This is a genomic window from Agarivorans sp. MS3-6 (assembly GCF_054112545.1).
This window is the reverse complement of sequence record NZ_CM134202.1, coordinates 3,345,001-3,369,569: the sequence shown is the minus strand read 5'-3', so window position 1 is coordinate 3,369,569 and position 24,569 is coordinate 3,345,001. Positions and strand designations below refer to the sequence as shown.

Below are 24,569 nucleotides of genomic sequence, written 5' to 3'. Positions count from 1 at the left end.
AGGTGCTTTAAGCAGAGGCACCCTTGCTCTTGGCATTTAGGTAAGCCCTAGCGCGTAAATGATGATAGGGGCACACCAGGGCTTAAATAAAAAATAGAATGTAAGCACTGATGATGGCGATGAGAAATTCAAGCCGCTTACCTTGCGCGAAGCTAAAGATTTTTGTAGAGAAAGCCAGAAACGAAAAAGGTCAGCTAAATAGCTGGCCTTTAAAATTTGCCTAGGTCGGAGGGATTCGTCTATAAAAGAGCGGTGGCGGCAAGCTTTAGAGACACGACACTCGCTTTCCAGCCCCATTACAATGAGGCTGAATAAGTTCTGGGGGCCTCGAGCTCAAAGCCCTTTTAATGACCGTTTAGCTTAAGTTTAGAGAATGTAACACTATTGTAGTCGCCGTTTTTCTTATCAACTGCGAAATCGCCAGTACCCGCACAACCGGTTCCCCATACTGGATGAGAGTCTTGTACACTACATTGGCCATAAGCGCCTGCTTTGAAGTAGAAATCATCTTCAGCATAACCGCGCGCAAAATCTTTATCATCATAGCCTTTGCTTAGGTCAATATCGTAAGTGACTGGCTTGTGACGAGCAGTTTCAAAGCTTAAGTGCATGATAGTGCCCTCAACAACGACCTTGTAACTAAACTCTTCGCCTAGAGCGATACCAGCTTCACCAGGGTCGTTTTGATTTTCCCAAGTGTTACCCCAAACAGGAAGTGAGATATCGATACGGTTTGAATCTTTTTTAGCTAAGTTACGCTCGTAGTTCCAAAACACCGAACCATATTCATGGCCTGGCAGTTTTTTAAAGAAGATCTTAAGTGGCTCGTTACCATGGCCAAAGCCAGTTTTAGCTTTAATGATTTCATTATGCTTCTTGGCGTGGATCTGACCAACAACGACAGAGTGAGCAGGCCCTTTTTCTGAATGCTTAGCATTTAAAGAAACATGATTTACTTTTAAGCTTGCTTCTAAGGTGCCACCTACAGCACTGTAGCTTTCTGCTTCAGGGTGACTAGTCAGCGCCCATTGATTTAGCTTATCTGCGGTATCAATATGAAACAATGCACCACGCGGCATTTGGCGAAGTTCAGAACGCGCATTTTTCGAGTTTTTAGTGGTAATTGCTTTGTTATGCACCTCAAAAACCATGTTGCCATCGGCATCTAAGAAGAAGAAATCATTGTGCGAGAAACTCATCATCGCAACGCCTTCAATCTCATCCACTCTGCCGTCTTCATTAATGTCTGAAGGGATGGTAATTTTCCAATTACGCATATCAAATTTATCTGCAGGTACAGGGTACGACACCCCATTGTTAGCTAAAGTAGCAATAGGTAAAGACAGTAGTAGAGCACCTGTCACAACGTGTTTTGTAATCATCCTTAAGTCTCCATTATGCAATATTGTAATACATAATAGGCCAGTCAAAATAAAATAAAAGTAAGCACTCTACGTTGTGTATGCTTGCTCACATTTTCTATGCTCTGTTTTTATTTAGCGTAATAAAGGGGGCGGAGTTAAATTAAATTCACTTTTGATTTAACTATATCAATCCTATCGGCCTCTTTCCCTAAGGCTTCATCAGCAAAACCAAGCCCTACGTGAACACAATAGACATTGTTTGCTCTGTGAATAAGTGTGTTGGTTTTCACTACTTTCACCTGATTACACAATAAACCGAATCGCAGGCTTTAACAAAGTAAGGGTTTAGGAATTGATGAGGGTAGCCTGAGAGCCGGAAATAGAAAGCCAGAAACGAAAAAGGCCAGCTAATAAGCTGGCCTTTAAATTTGGCAGGGGCGGAGAGATTCGAACTCCCAACATTCGGATTTGGAATCCGACGTTCTGCCATTGGAACTACGCCCCTGCAACGGAAACGAATTATACATAAGCCAGTTTAAAGGTAAAGCGCTTATATCGCGCTTTTGATTAAGCGAACAAAGAACCAGCAATTTGACTAAAAATCTCGCATTCACGCTGAAAAATCAAACAAATTGGCAACGGTTTATTTTTTAACTAACGCACACTTCCCCGCTCGCCATGTTGCTAATTTGTTAAAATGGCGACAACATCACTCAAGTGGACAGACCTGTAGCTGAAACCCTAACAATAATACGAGCCTAAACATGTTAAACCCAGTAGAAATATACGGATATATTTTTAAACCACGCGCAATCATTGAAGAAGACCAGCAACAAGCGATTAAAACGCTGCTATTTTATTTATTTTTTGGTTTGCTGGTAGGTATTTACAGTGGCTTTAAATGGCAAAAATATGATCACCAAGCGCTGATCATCAGCTCATTAGCACTGATCGTAATCACCTTATTCGCCAGTATGTTATTGCGTTCTGGCTGGCATTATCTAGTGGTAGGCAACCTAGCCTTAAGCGGCATGGTATTGCACGCCATGAATATTGTTTATCAATCAGGTGGCCTGCTTGATTCACCCCACTTATATTGGCTACCCACCTTGTCACTGCTCAGCTATTTGGCGACCAACCGGCTATGGGGAAATATCTGGACCGGGATTTTGTTTAGCATTGGCTTTGTGATGCTGCTAGCAGACTATCAAGGTGCTAGCTTTCCACAAATGCAGCTGCCTGAGCGCGCCATGACAATAGAGCTATTCTCAGGCTTTATGCTACCGCTATTATTACTGTGGATAGGCCAAAACTATGCGCTACGTTTAAAAGATCAGGCCTATCTTCAGGCTAAACAAGCGCAGTTAACCAACCACAATATCGCGCAAGCTTCAGAGCAATCTAAACAGCAACTGCAGCAAGTGGTTGAACACGCCAGTGATAGCTCTACTCAATTGGTCAGCTCGGCAACTAATATGTCTAGCACAGTGCAGCAAATGAACAGCAAAGCTGCCCAAATAGCTCAAAGTTCAGCTGACCAACATCAGTCGATAAATCACATTAACCAACACCTTTCTCAGATGGGTTCGGTGCTGGCTCGGGCCAATCAAGCCACTTTGCAATTGCTAGATTTATCCCAACAAGCCACCGGAAATGCTGAACAAAGCGCGCAAGCAATTAGCCAAACCGAGCACTCGATGCAAAAAATCCTTACTAGCAACCAACAGATCAACAGCGTTACCGAGATCATCAGTGATATTGCCAATCAAACCAACCTACTGGCCTTAAATGCCGCCATTGAGGCAGCTAGAGCCGGAGAACAAGGTCGTGGCTTCTCGGTAGTGGCAGACCAAGTAAGAGAGCTAAGCCAGCGCAGTAGTCAATCTACCCAGCAAATACGTAGTTTGTTGGAAACCTGTTCAGCCGACGTACAACAGGGGCACCATGTGGTTGAACAAAGCGGACGAATTTTGCATAACATTATCACTCTAGTGCAGGATATTTCAGAGGGTGTTGGCCAAATGGCTGAGGTGATGCAACAACAAGCGAATACCGTGGCTGACATAATTGGGATGAGCTCTCAGGTATCTGACTTTAGCCAACATAATTCACAAAGTAGCTCAGCCTTACTCGACAATACCGAGCAGCTAACCGGCATTGCCAATCAGCTGCAGGATATGGCGGCGCAGTTACATCAAACCGTCGCTCAGCAAGAAGCCTAGGTAAACGAGCTAAGGCTTACAAAAGTGGAGCTAACAGTCTTGCGCAGACATTTTGGCTTTTAAAAAGTCACTATGGCTTAAATAAATAAGGTCAGACACTTGGCGAATCAGCGCTTCTTCTTGGGGATCAATAACACCGTCGGCGTAGGCTACTTTCCATAAGGCTTCGGTAAACTGGTAACGGTGCTGGTAATCAAGCTCTTTAACGTGGCGCGTAAAATCAAATACTGAGATAGCTTGATTTGCTTCAGCTTGCGCTTGAATAAACAAATGCTCAGCTTCTTGATCGCTTAGCTCAAACAGACGCTTTATTTTACGCAAGATCACTGCATTCTCGGCATTGCTTTGCTGGCTATCACTTTGGCTTAGCTGCACCAATAAAGTGGCAGCGGCTAATTCAACATTGGGCCCGTTATCATTATCGGTACCATCAACAGTTGCTTGTAAAAATTCTCTAAGAGCCTTAAGCATTGGCCTTCCTATTTACACATATCGAGATAAGCGAGCATAAACCAGCCGCAGAAAAATGCCAAATCAACTGGAAATAATTATTATCAGGAAGCAGAAATGAAAAAGCCTCGTCATAAGACGAGGCTTTAAAAGGATGGTGCCGATTGCCGGAGTCGAACTGGCGACCTACTGATTACAAGTCAGTTGCTCTACCAACTGAGCTAAATCGGCACACTGTTGGTACTGCTGATACGCTGTATCGAGCGAGCGCTATTAAACGGATTTTCGGCTTGTTTGTCAACGTTAGAGGCAAAAAAAAATGTAGAATTTGTTTAAGTGCTAATTTTATATACAAGCTAGCTACTTTTTCAGCACTAAACTCTGCTTTATTCGCCCGCTTGAGCCACTGAAACTTAAGCGCGGCTTTTATAATGCTCGCTGCAATCATAAGCCAACAACGCTGCGATGGCATGCTTCATCTCAATATCCAGTTGCTTGATCCTTTATGGCTTAAATACAACAAAGCAGTATGCTAGTCGTCGATGAATAATTAATACCAACCAACCTATAGAGCTTATGCGCTTAGCTCATCCTAGTACTGCTATGGTTTTTACTGGCGAATACCAGTACCTACTTGACTACGCGCTCATAAGAAGACTTATCTACCGAACAGAGACAGTTTGATTGCAAGACTATGACAGAGCTAACATTGCTAAGACTTCGCACTTTGTTTAGTGTACTACACTGATTTAGGCTGGTAACAATGCCGCTACACTGGGCAAACCTCACGGAGAGAATAGTGGTTAAGAATACAATTTCTATTGCAACAATTGGTGGCGGAAGCGGCCATTTTGTATTGCTATCAGCCTTAAGAGACGCCGACGCGCTAACCATCAGCGCAATTGTATCAATGACCGACAGTGGCGGCAGTACCGGACGTTTACGTGACGAATTAGGTATTTTGCCACCGGGTGATATTTTAAAGTGTGTATTGGCACTTTCCCCCTACCGAGAACTCGCTCGAAAGCTATTACTAAAACGTTTTACCAAAGGTAAACGCCTGGCCGGCCATAGTGCCGGCAATATGCTACTAACGATGCTATCGCAATACAGTGGTTCGTTTTCAGAAGGCATTCAGGGTTTAGCGCAAATGTTAGATGTTGAAGGTGAAATACTGCCGGTCACCATTGATAAATCCACGTTAGTGGCCGAGCTAACCAGTGGCGAGCGGATCTTTGGCGAGAGTGCCATTGACCTGCCACGCGGTGATCAACGCGAAAAAATAGCCAATGTTTTTTTGGTTCCTCATCATGCTGAACAAGTAAGGGTTTACCCACCCGTTATCGAGCGCATAGATAGCGTCAAAGCCATTATTTTAGGGCCGGGTGACTTGTATACCAGCATCATTCCGAATTTGTTGGTACCCGGTGTTAAGCAAGCTATCATCAATAGTCAGGCAAAGCTTGTCTATGTAAGTAACATCATGACTAAGTTTGGCGAAACCGATGGTTACCAATTAGAGCAATTTATTGAAGAGTTAGAGCAGTATTTAGGTCGCGCGCTTGATGTAGTGGTGGTTAACAACCACGAGCCTAGCCAAGAGATGATCACAAACTACAACCTCGAACGCGCCCAAGTGGTGGAAATAGACGATATCGCCCAGCTAAAAGAACGCTATCAAGTTATACACGCGGATCTTATTGACGAAACCAGTACCATTTTAAGGCACGACTCAGAGAAATTAACCGCGGCGCTATTGCCTTATTTATTGGAGCTAGCCCCCAATAGCAATACCATTGCCACTAGTAATGTAAGCATTATGAGAGGTTAAAATAGATTGTTTATCAAGCTGCCCATGGGTGTTCAAACACTAACGTAACTTGATATTCGTCCCCCCAGCAAGTGCAGCATCAGGCATGCGTTGAATTAAATCATCTAACTGAACAAACACAGGCCCCATGGCTGGTTCGTATTTATTCTGCCAATGCCATTGCCAGACTTCCTCGCCTAGCGTCCAAGTAATTGCTTTACCTGCGCCTTGCTCAGCGTGGTAAGAGGAAGCAAATTGCTTGGGCACTTGTTGCAACATCGCATAGAAATCTGAACAAACCAACATAGACAGTTGCTGAACCGACTCGCTCGCTGTGTTGCTACCTTGGGAAGTTTGGCGTAGTGAATAATGGAGGTTTTCACAATCAAGGTTCAGGGTAGTGGTTCCATCAACACGCTGGAAAATGAAGCTCAGTTGAAATGGCGGTGCACTTTTCTCAAAAAAAGCCACCCACACAATAGCAGCTCCAACGAACAGAATGAACGCTCCGAAAAAAGTCGACTTCAGATAACTTTGTTTGTTTACCATCAATTACCGTCCCTGCTTAATCTAACCAGTCGTCCACTCGCGAAGCGCTATGTTGTCTAATGACAAATAGAGCCTATTTCCTTGGTTACTGTTATAAAGATAGGAGATAACAAGCCACTTTAAAAGCCTTTATTTGATAAAACGCTCAATTAATTTAAATTGAAAAGACTGAAAAATAAAATTAGTTAAATGAAATGAAGCGCTTACTAAAAATGGTGTTTTTTCGTTCGGAATAATCATCGTAATCAGAAATAAATAAAAACTTTTATACTGATAAGACCACACATCGCATGATTTTTGCTAAAATCGCCGGTCGCAGAGTTTAGCAAGTGAAAATAATGATCAATTTAAACCAGTATTTTAGTCGTGAAAACAATCAGTTTGTGTTTAGTAGACAACAAGCCTGTGACTTCGCCAAAGGCGTAGCTAACGACTTTAACGCCATTCATGACGCCGATTCATCACGATTCTGTGTTCCAGGTGACTTATTGTTTTCCGTGATGCTGAGTGAATTAGGCATTAGCCAAGAGATGCAATTTACCTTTGCAGGTATGGTCACCGACGGTGTTCCCGTCAGTATTCAGCAACACGATGATAGCTGCCAGTTGATTGACCAACAGGGTAAAGAGTATCTTCAATTAACCCGCAGCGGTGACAACCTAAAAGACCAAGCTATCATTAGCGACATAGTGAAAGACTATGTGTATTTTTCAGGGCGTAATTTCCCACATATTTTAGTCCCTCTTCTAGAAGAGCAAGGCTTAATGCTTAACCGCAAACGCCCCTTAGTGATTTACGAAAACATGAGTTTGCATTTTGACCGACTGCCTAGCAGTTCTCCCCACCTGGAGTTTGCTGGGGGAGAGTTCATTCCAAATGGGAAACGCGGTATCGCCCTGCTTAAATTTACCATCAGTGAGAATGGTGAAGCCATTGGCAGCGGACAAAAGCGTATGATTTTAGGCAGCTTACTGCCTTATGAAAAAGCTGAAAGCGACTTGCTCATTGCCAATTACGATGCCTGTAAACAAGCTTTTATAAAGCGCCAACAAGTTCAATAATATTCGCTGTTTTAAGCAGCGCTACCGATGTTAGCTTCACCAGCCTTTGGTATCGATGATGGCACACAATAACAGCGCCTTCGGCGCTGTTATTTTATATGCGACAGAGGCAGTGCAGTGTGGTTAAACACTTGCTGCAAAACAAAACTAGAGCGAACACCAGTCACCCCTTCTATTCGAGTAAGCTTACCCAATAAAAAAGCTTGGTAATGCTCCATATCTGGAACCACTACTTTTAGTTGATAATCAGCATCGGTTCCAGTGACCAATACACATTCCATCACTTCTTCATAGGCACTAATGATCTTTTGAAAATTTTCAAACCGCTCAGGTGTATGCCTATCCATGGAGATATGAATATAAGCAGTCAGGTTTAGGTTTAGTTTCTTCTCGTTGAGCAAGGTAACGTGCTTGGCTATAAGGCCGGCATCTTCTAATGCCTTTACTCGTCGTGAACATGGTGAAGGAGACAAACCAATCTGCTCGGCCAATTCCAAATTACTGATCCGGCCGTTGTTTTGCATTAGGTCTAATATCTTTTTGTCTGTTCGATCTAAACGCATTATTGCACTACCTTTTTAAAATTTTCATCACCCGTAGCTTATTTCACCTCATTAACAAACTATCATCAACAATTATTGCCAATAAAAGATAATAAAGCACAATTTTAGCAAACACTCACCCTCTATATTTAAATACACTATGTTTAGTGAAAAATACACAGGAACAGCAGCAGGATTATCCTCTTGTTTGCCGCTAATGCTCTCACCAAGACGCTTAGCTCCACTCTTAAGGGCATTTACCCCGTGTCGACTAAGAGCAAAGCAATAACCCATTGCTCATGTATCCAAACTAACTAAAGGTGGCCTAGGTCACCTTTTTGTTTATTCTTTTAGCAGTTGTTGTATAGCAATTAGCCGATGCTCGATTATTTCATTTTTTTTAGCATTTTCGGTTGACTTAAACCGCCAAAATTCGTTTAATAGCGCCCGTCGCCCGGATAGCTCAGTCGGTAGAGCAGAGGATTGAAAATCCTCGTGTCGGTGGTTCGATTCCGCCTCCGGGCACCACCTTTAAAAAGCCTGCATTTATGCAGGCTTTTTTCGTTTCAGAACTAAAATAACTTTACGCTATCGCTATACGGCTCAGCTAGCTAAACTACCTAACACCATTGGTTCTTCCCATGCCCACGATTTCAAGGAATGAAATATGCGCCTCTCTTCTCTGTTTGCATCAATACCACTGCTGCTTTCCATGGGACATGCTCAGGCTGATTTTTTTGAGCAGTTTGTTGACCCAACTGATGGTCGAATGGATGCGAGTCAGTGGTTAATGGATAACGCCGTTGGATTTTTACCCGTGCCTATAATTATTACCGACCCTGCAGTGGGTTATGGTGGAGGTTTAGTCTTAGCGTTCTTTCATCAGAATGAAGCGCAAGAAAATAGCGAGCAAATAGACGAAGACCCTAACGCACCGCTAAAGCTTACGCCTAGTGTGTCTGGCTTGTTAGGCTTGGCCACCGAGAACGGTACCCGCAGCGCGGGAGCCTTTCACATGGGGATATGGAAACAAGATAGCATTCGCTATATAGGTGCTATAGCTGGGATAGATGCCAACATAGACAGTTTTCGCCTACCCAGCGATGGAATCATTGGCGATATCCCAATTAGAGTAAACTTAAAAGGCACTTACTTGCTGCAGCAAATTCGCTTTCGCTTAGGCGATAGCCCCTGGTTTGCCGGTGCAAAATATACCTATTTGGATAGTGATAGTGCCTTTTCTATCGGCGATCTCCCCGACTACTTAAGCCCTCAGTTAAGCATGAAAGATGGCGGTTTAAGCTTGCTATTGAACTACGATACTCGCGACAACTCCTTTAGCCCCAACCAAGGTTTATACGGCAATGTTAGTTATGCAAAACATGCCGACTACTTTGGCGGGGATAGCGACTACGCCATTACCTCTGGTGAGTTCTCTGGCTTTAGCTATTTAGGTAACAGTTTTCAAGGCTCGATGCGTTTATCCGCCGCTAGTGCGCATGGTGATACGCCCTACTACGCCCTCCCTTTTATCGATATGCGCGGCATACCCGCCATGCGCTATCAAGGTGAACGTATGGCAACCCTGCAAGGTGAACTGCGTTACGACTTTGATGCTCGCTGGTCGGCTGTGGTATTCGGAGGTGTAGGCCAAGCCTTCAATTCACAACAAAACCTCGGAGATACACCCAATCGTTATGCTAAAGGCCTTGGCTTTCGCTATTTAATGGCAAGACGCTTTAATCTTCGCACTGGTATCGACGTTGCCCGTGGCCCAGAAGATACCACCTTACACTTTATTGTGGGGGCAGGCTGGTCTGATTTTTAAGCAAGCTTAAGCCAATTGTTGACTTTTTGTTAACAACAAGCTCTACTGGTAAGACCTCTTTAAATAGGAGCAGTTATGCTACCCAGTATTCGCAAAGCCAACTTAATGCTCAGCTTGTTTGGCATGTTTAAGGTGCCATTGATTTGGTATTGTCGCCCCAAAATTTTGCAAATGGATGAGCAAAAGGTGGTGGTAAAAATACCTCTAAAACGAAGAACAAAAAACCACTTAAATAGTATGTATTTCGGAACCTTAGCGGTGGGCGCTGATGTTGCAGGCGGCTTTTTAGCCATTGCCAAAGCTGAACAACATGGCAAAAAAGTATCGTTAGCCTTCAAGGAGGTTGAAGGTAAATTTTTAAAACGCCCTGAAGCTGATGTGATTTTCACTTGTACAGATGGCTTGTTAATAGACCAAATGTTAGAACAAACCATGGCGAGTGGCGAGCGCGTGAATCAAGCGGTGACAATTAATGCTACCTGCCCATCAATTAGTGGTGAAGACATCGTTGCGACCTTCTTACTCACTCTTTCACTAAAGGCTGTCCCTTAGCGAGGGTTAACGCCAAGTGACAAGCGCTTTGACAACTTTGCCGGTCTCCTTACCGGCATGTCTAACTATATGTCGTATTTGATGTTGAGCAGACGGTAAAGCCTCTCTGATAAACGCTTAAATGCACTACTCCCTGGGTTTTTGTTAGTGAGTTGCTGGTCTTTTTGCCACACTAACGCTTGTTGTTCATTAAGCGATACCCGCCAAAATCTTTGTTGCTGGTTTTTTAATAGATAAGCCTTTAACTGTAGGGCAAAGGTTCTGCTATTAATCAACAATCCCAACTCCATATTCAAAAAGTTTGAACGAGGGTCAAAATTGGATGAGCCTATATAACTTAGCCGCTGATCAACAATGAAAGCCTTATTGTGGTAGTAGGTCTTTACTTGATGGTAGTAATCAGGATGTTCAGCCTGTTTAGCGTATTCAAATAGTTGCTGAGCGAGACCAGCCAACTCTTCTCGATGTTTAGCGTAATAGGCACCAACAAAAGGTGAGTCATTAGACGCTGAAGAATTGGTCAGTAAAGTCAGTGCTACGCCATTATCTGATAAAACCTTCAAGCTGGAAAAACTGTCTTCACTGGGTACTAAATAGGGAGTAGAGATCAATATACTGCTACTACTGGCTAAACAAGCATCTAGCACCGATTGCATCCGCGAACGAAGATAAGGCTGAGAGTCTGTTAACTTATCTAAAGAATCGAACAGCGGCATGACTTCCGCTGTACTGTAGTCAGGGGATGTTAACTGCCTGATTTGTTGCTCAATGTGTTGTAATTCAGGCTGACGCTTTTTTATGATAGACAGATAGTCAGCTAAAAAAGTGGCTTGGTTGGCTTTCGGTGTAGCTTTGATGACCCGCCAAACATCTCTAACATGCTCACTTGACCATAGACGCTGAAAATTACGTTCAAACTCTCTGATACTTTCACCTTTCACCATAACATCTAAGTCAAAAAAATTGGCTTTTTTGCTATATCCAAAATAGCTATCTCCAATATTTCGACCACCAAGAATCATCACTTCACCATCAACGTTAAAGAACTTTTCGTGTAGTCGGTGATTCAGCCGTTGCTTAGCCACTTGGAAGTTAAATGCTCGACTAAACCAGCCTAATTTGCGGCTATCGAAAGGGTTGAAAATTCGTATGTGTATATTACTGTGCTCGGCCAACTCAACTAACCAGCGATCTTCAAACTCCATTAAGTCATCTAATACTAAGCGCACTTTAACGCCGCGATCTGCTGCATTGAGTAATTCACGGTAAAGGTATGCTCCCACTAAATCATGGTCCCAGGTAAAGTACTCGAGTTGAATATAATGTTTGGCTTGGCGAACAGCCTCAATCCGCCGTGCCAATGCTTCAGGCGCAGTGGGCAATAGATACACCTCAGACAACACAGTTTGTGGCTGCCAAGTTTTATCAAAATCGACTGGCCGTGGTGGTGGTGCAGATGAGCAAGCAATACAGCTAATCACCATTAACAGCAATACCGCGTGCCTATAACAATGCGTTAAAAACCAAGAAGTGGAGATATACATAACGTTGCCAACCGACGAAAACTCAAATGCTAGGGGCTTTTACTGCGCTCTAGACTTAGCTTAACGCTAGACAAGTATGCTTAGCGTTAAGATGAACAGTCGCAGTACAGAAGAGGTAACTAAGTGCTAACGCACTTTGGTTTGTTTGATGCGTTACTAAGCCTTCACTTAGAAACGGTAACTAAAATTTAAGGTGGCTGCGGTACGGTCTTCACCTTTACTAATAATGCCGGTTAGATTGTAGTGTTTGCCAATTTCTTTATTGAAGCCAATAAGGTAAGCCCACTGGTTAATATCAACTCCCACGTCATAATCCATTTCAGTGTCACCAATCATGACGGTACCGGTCATGCTATTTGAATAACCTTGGTATTCTGCGCCAATAAAAAACTGGGTGCGGTATTGTTGTAATTGGTAACCCAACATAGGTTGAGCGGTGACTAAGCTACCGCTATCGCCTGAACCACCTACTAATTGAGTCACTGTGTAAGTGCCTGTTAATGATGCAAAGAATTCCTTATAACCCACCGCTAAGGTTGTACCGACACCGTACAAGTCATACTCGAGGTGCAGTGGAACAGTAAAGTTGAACTCTGGTACGTTAATCTGTTCGCCTAAACATTTGTCGCCAATTACCACGCCCAAACACTGATCGATACCATTGAAGTGGGCATCAACATCGGCGTCTACGTTCACCTTACCGACTAAACCAAACACATTCCAAAACGGCAAAATATAGACATCACCACGCAGGGTATAGCTTTCAGTGCTCACTTCGGCATGCGACTTTTCAGGGTCAAAAATCGAGTCTAATATCTCGTGCGGTATGTTAAATACGCTAAAGCTAGAGAAGTCGACGTTCATATCTTGGTTACGGTAAGCCACAGAGATACCGTAAGGTAGCGGAGTATCAATGCCTTTACGTTTTACAAAGTCTCCCATAATAGGAAATACCCGATGCAGTTTAACTTCTGACTCTCGAATATCAGGATGATTAAGCTCTGTGAACATTTGTTCTTGTTCAACTACGGCGCCTAGATCATCATGATAAAAAGCCACTGGCGTGATAAGCATATTCAGTTCACAAGGCTTACCTTTACACACACCACTTGCCTTCACTTCTTTCTTTTTTATAACGTACTGACCATTATCTAATTGATTAAACTGTATTTCTTGCCGGTATTTTTCAACCTTACCATAGGGGTGCTTAAAGCTTTGAGTATTAGAAATAACCATTTTTTGCACCTGGCCATGCTGTAAAAACATATCTACTTTCATAAAACGAAAGTAAGCAATATCTTGTGGCAGCGCGTATTTTGAGTAGTTAAAACTCACCACATCTTGGCCTAATTTATTGACGGTATGCTTGACTGAATCTCGGTCATAAATACTGGCATGCTGACGCAGTTTGTATTCAGTTAAGGCGAGGTCTTCTAGGTCTTTTAATACCTTTTTTCTACCGTCCAGTTTGCTAGGGTCATATTTGATACTGAGTTTAATATTGCCCTTAACGTCTTCGCTAGTGACTAAGAACACTTCTGATTTCTTAACCTTATCGCCCACCGTATACGTTTTATCCAAGTGCTCGATAAAGTTAGCTGATTGGCCCAAAGAGCTTAATGCGAAACCCGGTAATTTCTCGGGAATATTCAGCGTTTTAAACACATCGCGCTGCTGGTTAGTTTCCGCTAACTCGGTGTGTTCACTATCGTTAGCCATTACCGGTGCAACCACTATCGGTGCAGCGATGATCAACGCTGCCCACGCAACTTTATGAAATATTTGAGTTATTGTATAAGCGTTATAAGTTTTCATGTTGTCTCTACATTTAAAATAATTAGTGAAAACCAACAAAACGTAACCTAGCTAACTCCATCTAAACTCTGCCGTTAAGCTGAATTAAATTTGCCTTGAGCAAAAATTTAAAGCTGTACCTAAAGCGAATGACATAAGAACAATTGTTATGTCGCGCTGTTGGGAGAGATATTAAGGGGGATTGAAAAATTGTGACAATCAGCTTTGAAGGATCGAATCCTCAACAAATAGCCACGCACTAATAGACTACTTCGCTGATGAAAAAACCGACGCGTTGCAATATGCGAAAGAGCCTCTAACTGAGGCAATATTTTTGACTCAAGCCAGAAAAATAGGATGTATCTTGCTGAATTTTAATAAGATAAAAACATTGGCATAAAAATAGATAAGGATCAGTATTAAGGCCGATTAAGGCATCATCCAGTACCAGGATTCATTATGCTAAAACCAATAATTAGAAACAGGTTAACCACCATCATTTACCCTATGTTACTGGCTAGCGTACTGATATCCTTCACCAGCCAAGCGGGTATTATCTATACGATAGAAAAGCCAGCTATCCAAAGCTCTCAAGTTAACGGTCTAAGCCAAACTGAAAATTTCGACAGCCTAGCCACCCGCGATTTACACAATGGTTACCAGACTTATTTTGGTAAATACACGGTCAATAAAGGCAGTGCCAGCATCAGAAAATTTGGCGTATATGGTGGTGCGTTTGGCGAAGGTAAGTACCTATTCATCCCTAATAACAGCGCTGTTACCCTAAGTTTTGATCTTGCAGTAGGATACTTTGGCTTCTGGTGGAGTGCCGGTGATAGTGGCAATCAACTGAGCATTACGACCCAATCTGAAAACTTGCAATTTGTGACCAATCAAATTTTAGACGCGGCGGTACTCGAGCCAGAACACTACGGTAGCCCAACGAGCGTTAAAGGCAATAAACGAGAACCCTATGGTTATGTAAACCTATTTGCTGAATCAGAAGCAGATAAAATCACCTCTATTAGCTTTTTTGGTCGAAACTTTGAAACCGATAACCACACTGTCAGCATTCAGCGCGAGGCCATCACCGGTCGTTCTTTAGCGCCTGCTAGCGTGCCAGAGCCTAAAACATGGTGGTTAATTGGTTTAGGCCTTGTGTTGCTAGGCTTGAGCCGAATCAGAGCAACGCGAAGAAAATAACCACAAGGGCTGTTTGTCGGCTGAGTATGAAGTTGTATAAGAATTTAGTGACACCTATTAATCCACTAATCCTCCGACAGGCTGGCATGTAAGCGCGAGGCTAGCCAGTCGCCTTTGATACCGAAGCAGCCCTCCAAGCCCTTGCGCCTAAAAGTGGTAGCTATTGGCACAGTATTAACAGTGAATTAACGACTGATTTAAATAAAAATTGAAATATTTAATGCAAATGAGTTTGATTCTCATTTGCATTATGTATAATGCGGCTTTGTTAATCTTAACAGGATAAGGACAAAGCCTGATCACCATGAAAACACTCAATCGCACACTCATCGCCAACGCCGTAATTCTTAGCTTAAGCCCATCGGCTTATGCTGAAACCACTAGCACCATGTTTGATGAAGTCGTTGTATCGGCTACTCGTACCGAACAAAGCATCAAGGATGTATCCTCGAGCGTCACCGCAGTAAGCGCCGAACAACTAGAGCAACAAATGGCCACAAGCTTAGAAGACGCGGTCCGCTATGAACCCGGCGTAAGCACTACTGGGCAAGGGCGCTTTGGCACTAGCGGCTTTAATATTCGCGGCTTAGATGGTAATCGTATTAAGTTGATGGTGGATGGTATTGAACAACCCACAGCCTATAACCCTGGTGGCGACGTAATGAATAAGGGGCCAAACTCATACGAAATTGACACCTTAAGCGCCATTGAAATTAATAAAGGGCCTGCATCTAGCCTTTACGGAAGTGATGCCTTAGGCGGTGCAGTATTGCTGCGAACCAAAAACCCAGAAGATCTATTAGAAGAAGGCGACAGCCATCATGTTGCACTAAAAACTGGCTACGCCAGCGCAAATGAAGCTTACAAAGCCACCATTGAGCTAGCCAAGCGCTATCAAAAATGGGAAGGCTTGGCGATTTATACGTATCGTGATGGCAGCGAAACAACGGCGCACTCTTCTGGCGCCGACATAAATGGTCGAGATCGCGGCCAGGCAAACCCCTATGACTTTGATTCTCATAACCTACTACTTAAAACCAACTATGCCCTAAATGCTGAGCATGCCTTCGGCTTAGTTGCCGAGTTATTCCAGCGTGAAACTCACTCAAATATACTAAGCAACGAAGGCTACAGTATATTTCCAGGCTTTACTTACACAAACGTGACTGGCGAAGACAAAGACACGCGTAGCCGTGTTGGTATTAACCACGCTTGGCAAGCCAATAATACTGCATTCGATGACTTGTTCTGGCAACTTAGCCATCAACAAAGTCAATCAGAGCATAACAATTATGATACAACCGATTTATACGGTAACCGTAACCGCGAGCGTAATGGGAAAGACAGCTCGCTGCAGTTTGATGCTCAATTCAATAAACTACTTGAATTTGATCACAGTAGTCACGAAATCAGTTACGGCTTAACCGCGATTAATAGCGACTTTGAACTAGACTACCGCACTCACTACTACGACAGCGGCACCGTGGACCCTGGTGCCCCAGAAGTGCCTAAAGCTGAAGCAGAAAAGCGCGGTATATTCATTCAAGACCACATGTACTTACTTGATGAACGTTTAGTGGTCACCGCCGGCCTGCGCTACGATGACTACAAAGCCACGCCAGATGCGAGTAGTGGTTTTCAAGAACACAACAGTGACGCCTTTACCAAACGTTTAGGAGCGGTTTATCACTGGAATCAACAATTCAGTACTTTTGCTCAATATAGTGAAGGCTTCCGCGCCCCTACCCTTGAGGAATTGTATTACGCCTTCGACAATAGTGGTCACGGTTACGCAACGCTGTCTAACCCCAACCTTAAACCTGAAGAAAGCCAAAGCTATGAGCTAGGCTTACGCGCGAATACTGCAGTATCAAGCATGGAATTGGTGGGTTTTCTCAATGACTATACAAACTTTATTCAATCCATCACCGATTACAGCGACCCTAGCTATCCAGCGGGCATCACCATTAATGAGAACATTGGTGAAGCTGAAATTTACGGTGTGGAGTTTAAAGGTAACTACTGGTTAGACGATGCCATTGGTGCGCCAGAAGGCACCTACAGCAGATTAAGCGTGGCCTACGCTCAAGGTAAAAACAAAGAAGATGGTAGCGCCTTAGACTCAGTGGCTCCGCTGACGGCGGTTTGGGGATTAGGTTATGACCACGCCGAGCAGTTATGGGGAAGCGCTCTTAACCTAACAATGGTAGCCGCTAAAAAATCAGGAGACTGGTCATCAGAGGATAATGCCCACTCACCGGGTCATGCGCTATTAGACTTAACCGCATACTATCAGCCAGTTAACGACTTAGTATTACGGGCCGGACTGTTTAACGCTTTAGACCAGAAATACTGGAGCTATACCGATTTAGATGGCAAAGAATCAGATTATCAAGGTTTAGATCGTTACACTCAACCAGGCAGAAACTGGGGGGTAGATTTGGCTTACAAGTTCTAAGCGAAAAACTCTACGCTACAGCAATCGCTGTAGCGTATTTTTATGCTTCAGACAACGTACTATTTACCCCTGCCAATATATCTTCTAACTGTTGGTCTTCTATATTTAAAAAGTTTAACAGACTATCGTAACTGTCCTGCCAAACTTGCTCTTCACTGTCTACGCCAAGTTTACGATAAGCTACTATTCGGGCAATCTTAAGAATAGCCAACATCAACAAAGATGGCTTAGCCAACTCTTCTGAATTAAATAAACCATCACTATCATGTTGGTAATAAATCGCTTCTACCATTACTTTTGGCAGGCTCCATTGCTGAGCAATTAGAGCGGCGACGGTAGCGTGAGTCGTGCCGTAACGGATCCGCTCTTGATCAGCCAAGTTAGCCCAGCCGATACTATTCGCTTCAACCAGTAAACTTTCATATTCAGGAAAGGATTGCAGCAACGCGGGAACCCCAGCCTGATGAAACAAACCCAGCATATAGGCGTTATCTTTAGCCGACTCAAAGCCCAACTCTTCTGCAGTAGCGGCAGCACAACTGGCGAGTAAATTGGCCTCCAGCCAAAATGCATCTAGCGTTTTGGACGCCGGCATAGCCCCCTTCAAAGCGACAGCTTTCACAATAGGAAACACCCGGTTAATGCCCAAGGTCATGACCGCTTGATGAATCGATTTAATTTCATTTAAACGGCGAAATGCGGCAGAATTTACAATTTGCAGTACCGCCCCAGAAATCCCTACATCACTCGCAATGGCCTCTGCAATCACCGATACATCGGGTTCCGCTTTCTTTGTTTCTTGAGTGATAGTTAATAACACCTGAGGCCGCGGAGGAATGCTTAAATCCTCTAAAATTGCCTTCTCGGCCGCAGTTATTGTTAAAGACATATCACCTCCTGTAAGATTGGTCGCACAGAATAGTTAATTTTTCTATTAATTTCAAAAGGATAAATTACTTTTTTAAATCTAGACTACACTTTACAGCTCGCCAATAACTGTTTTAGTGATGTGTTGCCCATTTCTTCAGTCAGCTGAATATTTCGCTCAGGGATCCCTTCGGGATCGGGATGTAGTTTTGCCAAGCGACTAATAGTTTGCTCGCGAATTAAGTGCAAGGTTGGGTAAGGCGAACGGTTAGTATAGTTGCTAGGATCATCTTGCTCGGCCCCACCAAAACAATAGTCTGGATGAAAGCTCGCTAATTGATAAATGCCATCGTACCCCTGTTTACTGACTAACTTTTCAGCCCAATACAACATATCCAGATAATCATGAAAATCTTTTAAAGCGGGCACAATAAATAGTGTTGTTTCAATATCGGCTTGGTCATCAAGTAACTGACACTCACTGATCAGCTGCTGCAGTAATACCTCCACATCATCACTAGTGGCTACATGGTAACGAATCGTGCCGCGTTCTAACTCACGCTTAGCGAAAGGACAAATATTGTATTCCACCACGAAGTCTTTTACCCATTGTTGAGTATGTTGCTGGTAATCACTTTCGTTTAAGGCTGATTCTGCCATCTTATTTCCTGTGTATGTTTTACTAGCCGAACGACCAATTTCATTCTATCCACTATAATAGCCTAGCAGCATGGCTTAATGGCAAAACATTAAATCGGGTGTTGTTTGGTATAATTTGCTAACCAATCGGCCAACATCGTTACTCGCCTAGCGCGAAATTTCGCTGGCGGGAATACCATCCATAAGGGCTGGCTCACCACTTGCCAGTCTTCAAGCACTGCTTCTAGGCGACCATCACTCAATGCTTCACGTAAATACATATCATGAGTACGGATTAAACCTACACCCCGTAATGCGGCTTGCATCAAAATATGCCCGTTAGGGCAAGAAAACGATCCATTGACTGGAATCAAGATCTTTTGATTACCTTTATAAAAAGGCCATTGTGAAACGGTGCCACATACACATTGGTGCTGTTTAAGCTCTTCGGGGTGCAAAGGTCGCCCGTGAGTAGCCAAATAGGCAGGGCTGGCTACCACATGGGTATTTAACTGCGTAAGCACCCGTACCTGCAAACTTGAATCAGGTAACGCCCCCATACGAAATACGATATCGAAAGAAGACGCCAATAAATCCTCTCGCTGAGAAGATAAATCGACATCGATTTCAATATTCGGGTGCTCTTGGCGAAAGGCCAATAATGCAGGAGCTAACCATTGCTCGGCAAATATCCCCCCCAGCGAATTGATTGTCACTTTACCTTGTAAATGATGTTGAAGCTGTTGGGCGGCTAAAGCACCATGCTCTAGGTGTTCAAGGCCTTGGCGACAACTTTGATAATAACTTTCTCCGGCCTCAGTTAAACGCAGCTTTCTGGTCGAGCGATATAACAATTGTACGCCTAGGCGAGTTTCTAAATCACTGACTCTTTGACTAACACTGGCTTTTGAGCTGAGTAGCTTGTCAGCCGCAGCGGTAAAACTGCCCATTTCAACCACGGTGACAAAATCGACCACGCCACTAAACATATTAATCCAATTTTCTGAACAATCATTCTTAATAATAGCGAATTATAAAACGGCTTGAAACGCGTACACTAAACTAATGACAACAAAAAACTGGAATGTAAGCATGCAAAGCAGAATATTAGGTAAAAGCGGCCTAGCCTTATCCGAGATCGGTTTAGGTTGTTGGCAATTAGGCGGTGACTTTGGACCAATTAGTGAACAAGACTCACTAGCGATCCTTGAACAAGCCTACCAAAGTGGTGTGCGCTTCTACGATACGGCTGACGTTTACGGCGCGGGTTTAAGTGAATCAGTATTGGGTAAGTTTTATCAACAACACCAAGACATCACAATAGCCACGAAGATCGGCAGAGATGGCAGCCTATATCCAAACAGCTATACCAAGAAAGGCCTACAACAAGGAATAGAAGCCAGCTTACAACGCTTAGGCTGTGACTCGGTTACATTAATTCAGTTACACTGCATCCCTTTTGAAGTGATGCAAGATGGTGAGATATTTACATGGCTGCAAGACTTTAAGCAGCAAGGGCTGATAGAGCATTATGGTGCAAGTGTAGAATCGATGGGTGAAGCTAAGCTTTGTTTAAACGATCCTCAACTAACCAGCTTACAGTTAATTATTAATCTGTTTAGGCAAGAGGCCTTAGCAGAAGTATTACCGCTAGCCGCCATAAATCAGGTAGGCATCATTGCTCGCCTTCCCTACGCCAGCGGTTTATTAAGTGGGGCCGTTACCGCCCAACGCCAATTTGCTGAAACAGACCACCGTAATTACAACCGTGATGGCGCAGCATTTCATGTTGGAGAGACCTTTGCCGGGCTACCTCTTGAAAAAGCCTTATGTTTAGTTGAGCAACTTACTCCGTTTTTGCCGAATAACTTAGCTTTGGCCGAGTGTGCTATTCGCTGGTTGTTAGATCAGCCACAAATCACCAGTGTGATTACCGGGGCCAGCAAGCCGCAACAAATTCAGAAAAATGCAGCCTATGCCGGCCACCCTCCACTCCCACGGGTTTTTCATGACCGTCTGGCTGATTTCTATCAGCAGCAAGTCAGCCCTTGGGTACGAGGTAACCGATAAGCCTAATGAGGAGCCACTTATGAATAAGAGACAATTAGGGCCTTGGGCAGTCAGTCCAATGGGTCTAGGTTGCTGGGCAATTGGCGGACCGTTTTATGACCCTGACCACAAACCCTGTGGTTGGGGAGTCGTCGATGATAATGAGTCAATTAAAGCGATCCACGCGGGGCTTGATGTGGGTATTAACTTTTTTGATACTGCCGCCGTATATGGGGCTGGGCATAGTGAGAAGGTACTAGGACGCGCCTTAAAAGGTAAACGCCAAGACCTTATCATAGCGACTAAGTTCGGTGTAGACTTCGACCCCATTAGCAAAACCATCTGCGGCGAATTTCATGATCAGGCTGCTATATTCAAACATTGTGAAGCCAGCCTTAAGCGTTTAAACACCGACTATATCGATTTATATCAACTGCACCTTAATGATTTTCCGGCTGAAAACATTGCCCCAGTGATCACGAGTTTAAACCTACTAGTTGAAGCGGGAAAAATACGCAGCTACGGTTGGAGTACAGATTACTTAAATCGAGCTCAAACATTTAGTCTGGCTGAACACTGTATAGCATTTCAATTTCAAAATAATGTTCTAGATAGCAACTCAGACATGTTGGACTTTTGCGCGACGCATAAACAAACAGCAATAAATAGAGGCCCTTTAGCAATGGGGCTATTGTCAGGAAAGTATCAGAAAAATAAGGTATTAGACCAAGATGACATACGCCGAGTAAATCCGGAGTGGCTCAAATACTTTATTAACGGTAAAGCCTGTCCAGAGCTATTAAACAAACTAGAGGCCATTCAATCAATACTATGCAGTGAAGGCCGAAGCCTTGCACAAGGTGCACTAGCTTGGATTTGGGGTCTAGGTGAACATACCTTACCAATCCCAGGGTTTCGCACTAGCGAACAGGTAATCAGTAACGCAGAAGCGATGGCCTTTGGCCCATTGACTACAGCGCAAATGCAAGACATCAAACAATTGTTGAAAGCGCCTTAGACCCACAGTTAATACGCTCTGGTCGCCAACCCACATTGGCTGATTCTGATACCTCAAGCATAAAAAGGCCTATCCCTTAGGATAGGCCTTCTCTAAATAGGTGCCTGGCGGTATCTGTTGACGTTCACATGCTTACCCATGGCTATCTATGGCTATCAGCTCAGCGTGGTAGCCTGTGACTAAATATCGGGCATAAAAAAAGCCTATCCCTTAGGATAGGCCTTCTCTAAATAGGTGCGCAGCATAGCGGCTTTCACTTCAGCCTGAAAAAGCATGCTTACCCACGACTATCTATGGCTATCAGCTCAGCATGGTGTCCTCTGACTAAATATCAGGCATAAAAAAAGCCTATCCGTTAGGATAGGCTTTCTCTAAATAGGCGCCTGGCAGTGACCTACTTTCACATGGGGAGACCCCACACTATCATCGGCGCAGTTGCGTTTCACTTCTGAGTTCGGCATGGGTTCAGGTGGGTCCACAACGCTATTGCCACCAGGGCAAAAACTTGTTGTCTTTAACATTCGAAAAAACTGACAATATCCCACGAGTATAACAAGTACTCTTGGTCATAAAAAATAAGGTATCTATAAGCAACACCACTTGGGTGTTGTATGGTTAAGCCTCACGGGTAATTAGTACAAGTTAGCTCAATGCCTCACAGCACTTACACACCTTGCCTATCAACGTTGTAGTCTCCAACGGCCCTTCAGAGGACTTAAAGTCCTAGTGAGAATTAATCTCAAGGCCTGCTTCCCGCTTAGATGCTTTCAGCGGTTATCAGTTCCGAACGTAGCTACTGGGCAATGCTATTGGCATAACAACCCAAACACCAGCGGTTCGTCCACTCCGGTCCTCTCGTACTAGGAGCAGCTCCTTTCAATTCTCAAACGCCCACGGCAGATAGGGACCGAACTGTCTCACGACGTTCTAAACCCAGCTCGCGTACCACTTTAAATGGCGAACAGCCATACCCTTGGGACCGACTTCAGCCCCAGGATGTGATGAGCCGACATCGAGGTGCCAAACACCGCCGTCGATATGAACTCTTGGGCGGTATCAGCCTGTTATCCCCGGAGTACCTTTTATCCGTTGAGCGATGGCCCTTCCATACAGAACCACCGGATCACTATGACCTACTTTCGTACCTGCTCGACGTGTCTGTCTCGCAGTTAAGCTGGCTTATGCCATTGCACTAACCGTACGATGTCCGACCGTACTTAGCCAACCTTCGTGCTCCTCCGTTACTCTTTGGGAGGAGACCGCCCCAGTCAAACTACCCACCAGACACTGTCCGCAATCCCGATAAGGGACCAACGTTAGAACATCAACACTACAAGGGTGGTATTTCAAGGTCGGCTCCACATCATCTAGCGACAACGCTTCAAAGCCTCCCACCTATCCTACACATGTAGGGTCAATGTTCAGTGTCAAGCTGTAGTAAAGGTTCACGGGGTCTTTCCGTCTAGCCGCGGGTACACCGCATCTTCACGGCAATTTCAATTTCACTGAGTCTCGGGTGGAGACAGCTTGGCCATCATTACGCCATTCGTGCAGGTCGGAACTTACCCGACAAGGAATTTCGCTACCTTAGGACCGTTATAGTTACGGCCGCCGTTTACCGGGGCTTCGATCAATAGCTTCGCTTGCGCTAACCACATCAATTAACCTTCCGGCACCGGGCAGGCGTCACACCGTATACGTCATCTTTCGATTTAGCACAGTGCTGTGTTTTTAATAAACAGTTGCAGCCAACTGGTATCTGCGACTCCCAACAGCTTAGAGAGCAAGTCTCATCACCGTCGGGAGCGTACCTTCTCCCGAAGTTACGGTACCATTTTGCCTAGTTCCTTCACCCGAGTTCTCTCAAGCGCCTTGGTATTCTCTACCCAACCACCTGTGTCGGTTTGGGGTACGGTTTCGTATAATCTGAAGCTTAGAGACTTTTCCTGGAAGCAGGGCATCAACCACTTCATGTCCGTAGACACTCGTCATCAATTCTCAGCCTTAGACACCCGGATTTTCCTAAGTGTCCAGCCTACAACCTTAAACATGGATAACCATCACCATGCTGGCCTAGCCTTCTCCGTCCTCCCATCGCAATTATACGAAGTACAGGAATATTAACCTGTTTCCCATCGACTACACTTTTCAGTCTCGCCTTAGGGGCCGACTCACCCTGCTCTGATTAACATTGAACAGGAAACCTTGGTCTTTCGGCGAGGGGGCTTTTCACCCCCTTTATCGTTACTCATGTCAACATTCGCACTTCTGATACCTCCAGCAACCCTTACGAATCACCTTCAACGGCTTACAGAACGCTCCTCTACCGCACTTAACAAAGTTAAGTACCCGTAGCTTCGGTGCATAGCTTAGCCCCGTTACATCTTCCGCGCAGGCCGACTCGACCAGTGAGCTATTACGCTTTCTTTAAATGATGGCTGCTTCTAAGCCAACATCCTGGCTGTCTAAGCCTTCCCACATCGTTTCCCACTTAGCTATGACTTTGGGACCTTAGCTGACGGTCTGGGTTGTTTCCCTTTCCACGACGGACGTTAGCACCCGCCGTGTGTCTCCCGGATAGTACTTAGTGGTATTCGGAGTTTGCAAAGGGTTGGTAAG

General features: G+C 44.3%; 18 protein-coding genes, 3 tRNA genes and 2 rRNA genes (1 of these 23 running past the window's edge). 10 read left to right on the top strand and 13 right to left on the bottom strand.

Features of this window, described 5'->3' with window-relative positions:
* Positions 1–344 precede the first annotated feature (344 nt).
* Positions 345–1,382 carry a polysaccharide lyase family 7 protein gene (locus ACVFI8_RS15500; protein ID WP_457871835.1) on the bottom strand — a complete coding sequence of 346 codons (1,038 nt, stop codon included), beginning with the start codon at positions 1,380–1,382 and terminating at the stop codon, positions 345–347.
* A 411-nt stretch (positions 1,383–1,793) separates the two neighbouring features.
* A tRNA-Trp gene (locus tag ACVFI8_RS15495) sits at positions 1,794–1,869 on the bottom strand.
* A gap of 259 nt (positions 1,870–2,128) precedes the next feature.
* On the opposite strand from ACVFI8_RS15495, the gene ACVFI8_RS15490 reads away from it, so the two are divergent.
* Complete coding sequence (locus ACVFI8_RS15490; RefSeq protein WP_457871833.1) at positions 2,129–3,586, top strand: methyl-accepting chemotaxis protein; 1,458 nt, start codon at positions 2,129–2,131, stop codon at positions 3,584–3,586.
* 30 nt (positions 3,587–3,616) lie between these two features.
* Here the strand turns inward: ACVFI8_RS15490 and ACVFI8_RS15485 are convergent, their stop codons facing one another.
* Both ACVFI8_RS15485 and ACVFI8_RS15480 read right to left on the bottom strand, forming a co-directional pair.
* Complete coding sequence (locus ACVFI8_RS15485) at positions 3,617–4,057, bottom strand: tellurite resistance TerB family protein (RefSeq protein ID WP_248712683.1); 441 nt, start codon at positions 4,055–4,057, stop codon at positions 3,617–3,619.
* 134 nt (positions 4,058–4,191) lie between these two features.
* Positions 4,192–4,267 (bottom strand) — tRNA-Thr (locus tag ACVFI8_RS15480).
* Between the two features lie 568 nt (positions 4,268–4,835).
* Here ACVFI8_RS15480 and ACVFI8_RS15475 point away from each other — a divergent pair.
* The gene (locus ACVFI8_RS15475) at positions 4,836–5,867 is read left to right on the top strand and encodes a gluconeogenesis factor YvcK family protein (protein WP_457871831.1); all 1,032 of its coding nucleotides are present in this window, start codon (positions 4,836–4,838) and stop codon (positions 5,865–5,867) included.
* Positions 5,868–5,906: 39 nt separating this feature from the next.
* Here ACVFI8_RS15475 and ACVFI8_RS15470 read toward each other — a convergent pair whose 3' ends face one another.
* A complete protein-coding gene (locus tag ACVFI8_RS15470) occupies positions 5,907–6,323 on the bottom strand; it encodes a hypothetical protein (RefSeq protein ID WP_457871829.1) in 417 nt (138 codons plus the stop codon).
* A 410-nt stretch (positions 6,324–6,733) separates the two neighbouring features.
* Between ACVFI8_RS15470 and ACVFI8_RS15465 the strand changes: the two genes are divergently transcribed.
* Positions 6,734–7,456, top strand: a complete 723-nt coding sequence (locus ACVFI8_RS15465) for a DUF3581 family protein (protein WP_248712686.1) — start codon at positions 6,734–6,736, stop codon at positions 7,454–7,456.
* Positions 7,457–7,545: 89 nt separating this feature from the next.
* On the opposite strand, the gene ACVFI8_RS15460 is transcribed toward ACVFI8_RS15465, so the two are convergent.
* Positions 7,546–8,019: an Lrp/AsnC family transcriptional regulator gene (locus tag ACVFI8_RS15460; protein ID WP_455905856.1), complete on the bottom strand. Its 474-nt coding sequence runs from the start codon at positions 8,017–8,019 to the stop codon at positions 7,546–7,548.
* A 431-nt stretch (positions 8,020–8,450) separates the two neighbouring features.
* Between ACVFI8_RS15460 and ACVFI8_RS15455 the strand changes: the two genes are divergently transcribed.
* The 3 genes from ACVFI8_RS15455 to ACVFI8_RS15445 all read left to right on the top strand — a co-directional run bounded on the left by ACVFI8_RS15455 (position 8,451) and on the right by ACVFI8_RS15445 (position 10,378).
* Positions 8,451–8,526: transfer RNA gene (locus ACVFI8_RS15455), tRNA-Phe, on the top strand.
* Positions 8,527–8,665: 139 nt separating this feature from the next.
* Positions 8,666–9,826, top strand: a complete 1,161-nt coding sequence (locus tag ACVFI8_RS15450) for a BamA/TamA family outer membrane protein (protein ID WP_248712687.1) — start codon at positions 8,666–8,668, stop codon at positions 9,824–9,826.
* A 75-nt stretch (positions 9,827–9,901) separates the two neighbouring features.
* The gene (locus ACVFI8_RS15445) at positions 9,902–10,378 is read left to right on the top strand and encodes a DUF4442 domain-containing protein (protein WP_248712688.1); all 477 of its coding nucleotides are present in this window, start codon (positions 9,902–9,904) and stop codon (positions 10,376–10,378) included.
* A gap of 65 nt (positions 10,379–10,443) precedes the next feature.
* Here ACVFI8_RS15445 and ACVFI8_RS15440 read toward each other — a convergent pair whose 3' ends face one another.
* Together ACVFI8_RS15440 and ACVFI8_RS15435 are read right to left on the bottom strand one after the other, a co-directional pair.
* Positions 10,444–11,922 carry a phospholipase D-like domain-containing protein gene (locus tag ACVFI8_RS15440; RefSeq protein ID WP_457871827.1) on the bottom strand — a complete coding sequence of 493 codons (1,479 nt, stop codon included), beginning with the start codon at positions 11,920–11,922 and terminating at the stop codon, positions 10,444–10,446.
* Between the two features lie 168 nt (positions 11,923–12,090).
* Positions 12,091–13,737: a hypothetical protein gene (locus ACVFI8_RS15435; RefSeq protein WP_457871825.1), complete on the bottom strand. Its 1,647-nt coding sequence runs from the start codon at positions 13,735–13,737 to the stop codon at positions 12,091–12,093.
* 438 nt (positions 13,738–14,175) lie between these two features.
* Between ACVFI8_RS15435 and ACVFI8_RS15430 the strand changes: the two genes are divergently transcribed.
* Positions 14,176–14,919 (top strand): Npun_F0296 family exosortase-dependent surface protein, encoded by a 744-nt coding sequence (locus ACVFI8_RS15430; protein WP_457871823.1) that lies wholly within the window; start codon positions 14,176–14,178, stop codon positions 14,917–14,919.
* Between the two features lie 304 nt (positions 14,920–15,223).
* Positions 15,224–17,377 carry a TonB-dependent hemoglobin/transferrin/lactoferrin family receptor gene (locus tag ACVFI8_RS15425; RefSeq protein ID WP_457871821.1) on the top strand — a complete coding sequence of 718 codons (2,154 nt, stop codon included), beginning with the start codon at positions 15,224–15,226 and terminating at the stop codon, positions 17,375–17,377.
* Positions 17,378–17,417: 40 nt separating this feature from the next.
* Here the strand turns inward: ACVFI8_RS15425 and ACVFI8_RS15420 are convergent, their stop codons facing one another.
* The 3 genes from ACVFI8_RS15420 to ACVFI8_RS15410 all read right to left on the bottom strand — a co-directional run bounded on the left by ACVFI8_RS15420 (position 17,418) and on the right by ACVFI8_RS15410 (position 19,872).
* Positions 17,418–18,266 carry an HDOD domain-containing protein gene (locus ACVFI8_RS15420; protein WP_248712693.1) on the bottom strand — a complete coding sequence of 283 codons (849 nt, stop codon included), beginning with the start codon at positions 18,264–18,266 and terminating at the stop codon, positions 17,418–17,420.
* Between the two features lie 83 nt (positions 18,267–18,349).
* Entirely contained in the window at positions 18,350–18,904 is a 555-nt protein-coding gene (locus ACVFI8_RS15415; RefSeq protein WP_248712694.1) for a DUF1415 domain-containing protein, read from the bottom strand.
* 89 nt (positions 18,905–18,993) lie between these two features.
* Positions 18,994–19,872 carry a LysR family transcriptional regulator gene (locus ACVFI8_RS15410; protein WP_457871819.1) on the bottom strand — a complete coding sequence of 293 codons (879 nt, stop codon included), beginning with the start codon at positions 19,870–19,872 and terminating at the stop codon, positions 18,994–18,996.
* 103 nt (positions 19,873–19,975) lie between these two features.
* Here ACVFI8_RS15410 and ACVFI8_RS15405 point away from each other — a divergent pair, with 103 nt between their 5' ends.
* Positions 19,976–20,953 (top strand): aldo/keto reductase, encoded by a 978-nt coding sequence (locus ACVFI8_RS15405; protein WP_457871818.1) that lies wholly within the window; start codon positions 19,976–19,978, stop codon positions 20,951–20,953.
* 19 nt (positions 20,954–20,972) lie between these two features.
* The gene (locus ACVFI8_RS15400; protein ID WP_457871817.1) at positions 20,973–21,950 is read left to right on the top strand and encodes an aldo/keto reductase; all 978 of its coding nucleotides are present in this window, start codon (positions 20,973–20,975) and stop codon (positions 21,948–21,950) included.
* Positions 21,951–22,331: 381 nt separating this feature from the next.
* Here the strand turns inward: ACVFI8_RS15400 and rrf are convergent.
* Both rrf and ACVFI8_RS15390 read right to left on the bottom strand, forming a co-directional pair.
* Positions 22,332–22,447: ribosomal RNA gene (gene rrf / locus ACVFI8_RS15395) — 5S ribosomal RNA — on the bottom strand.
* 114 nt (positions 22,448–22,561) lie between these two features.
* Positions 22,562–24,569, bottom strand: a 23S ribosomal RNA gene (locus ACVFI8_RS15390); it runs 881 nt beyond the window's last position.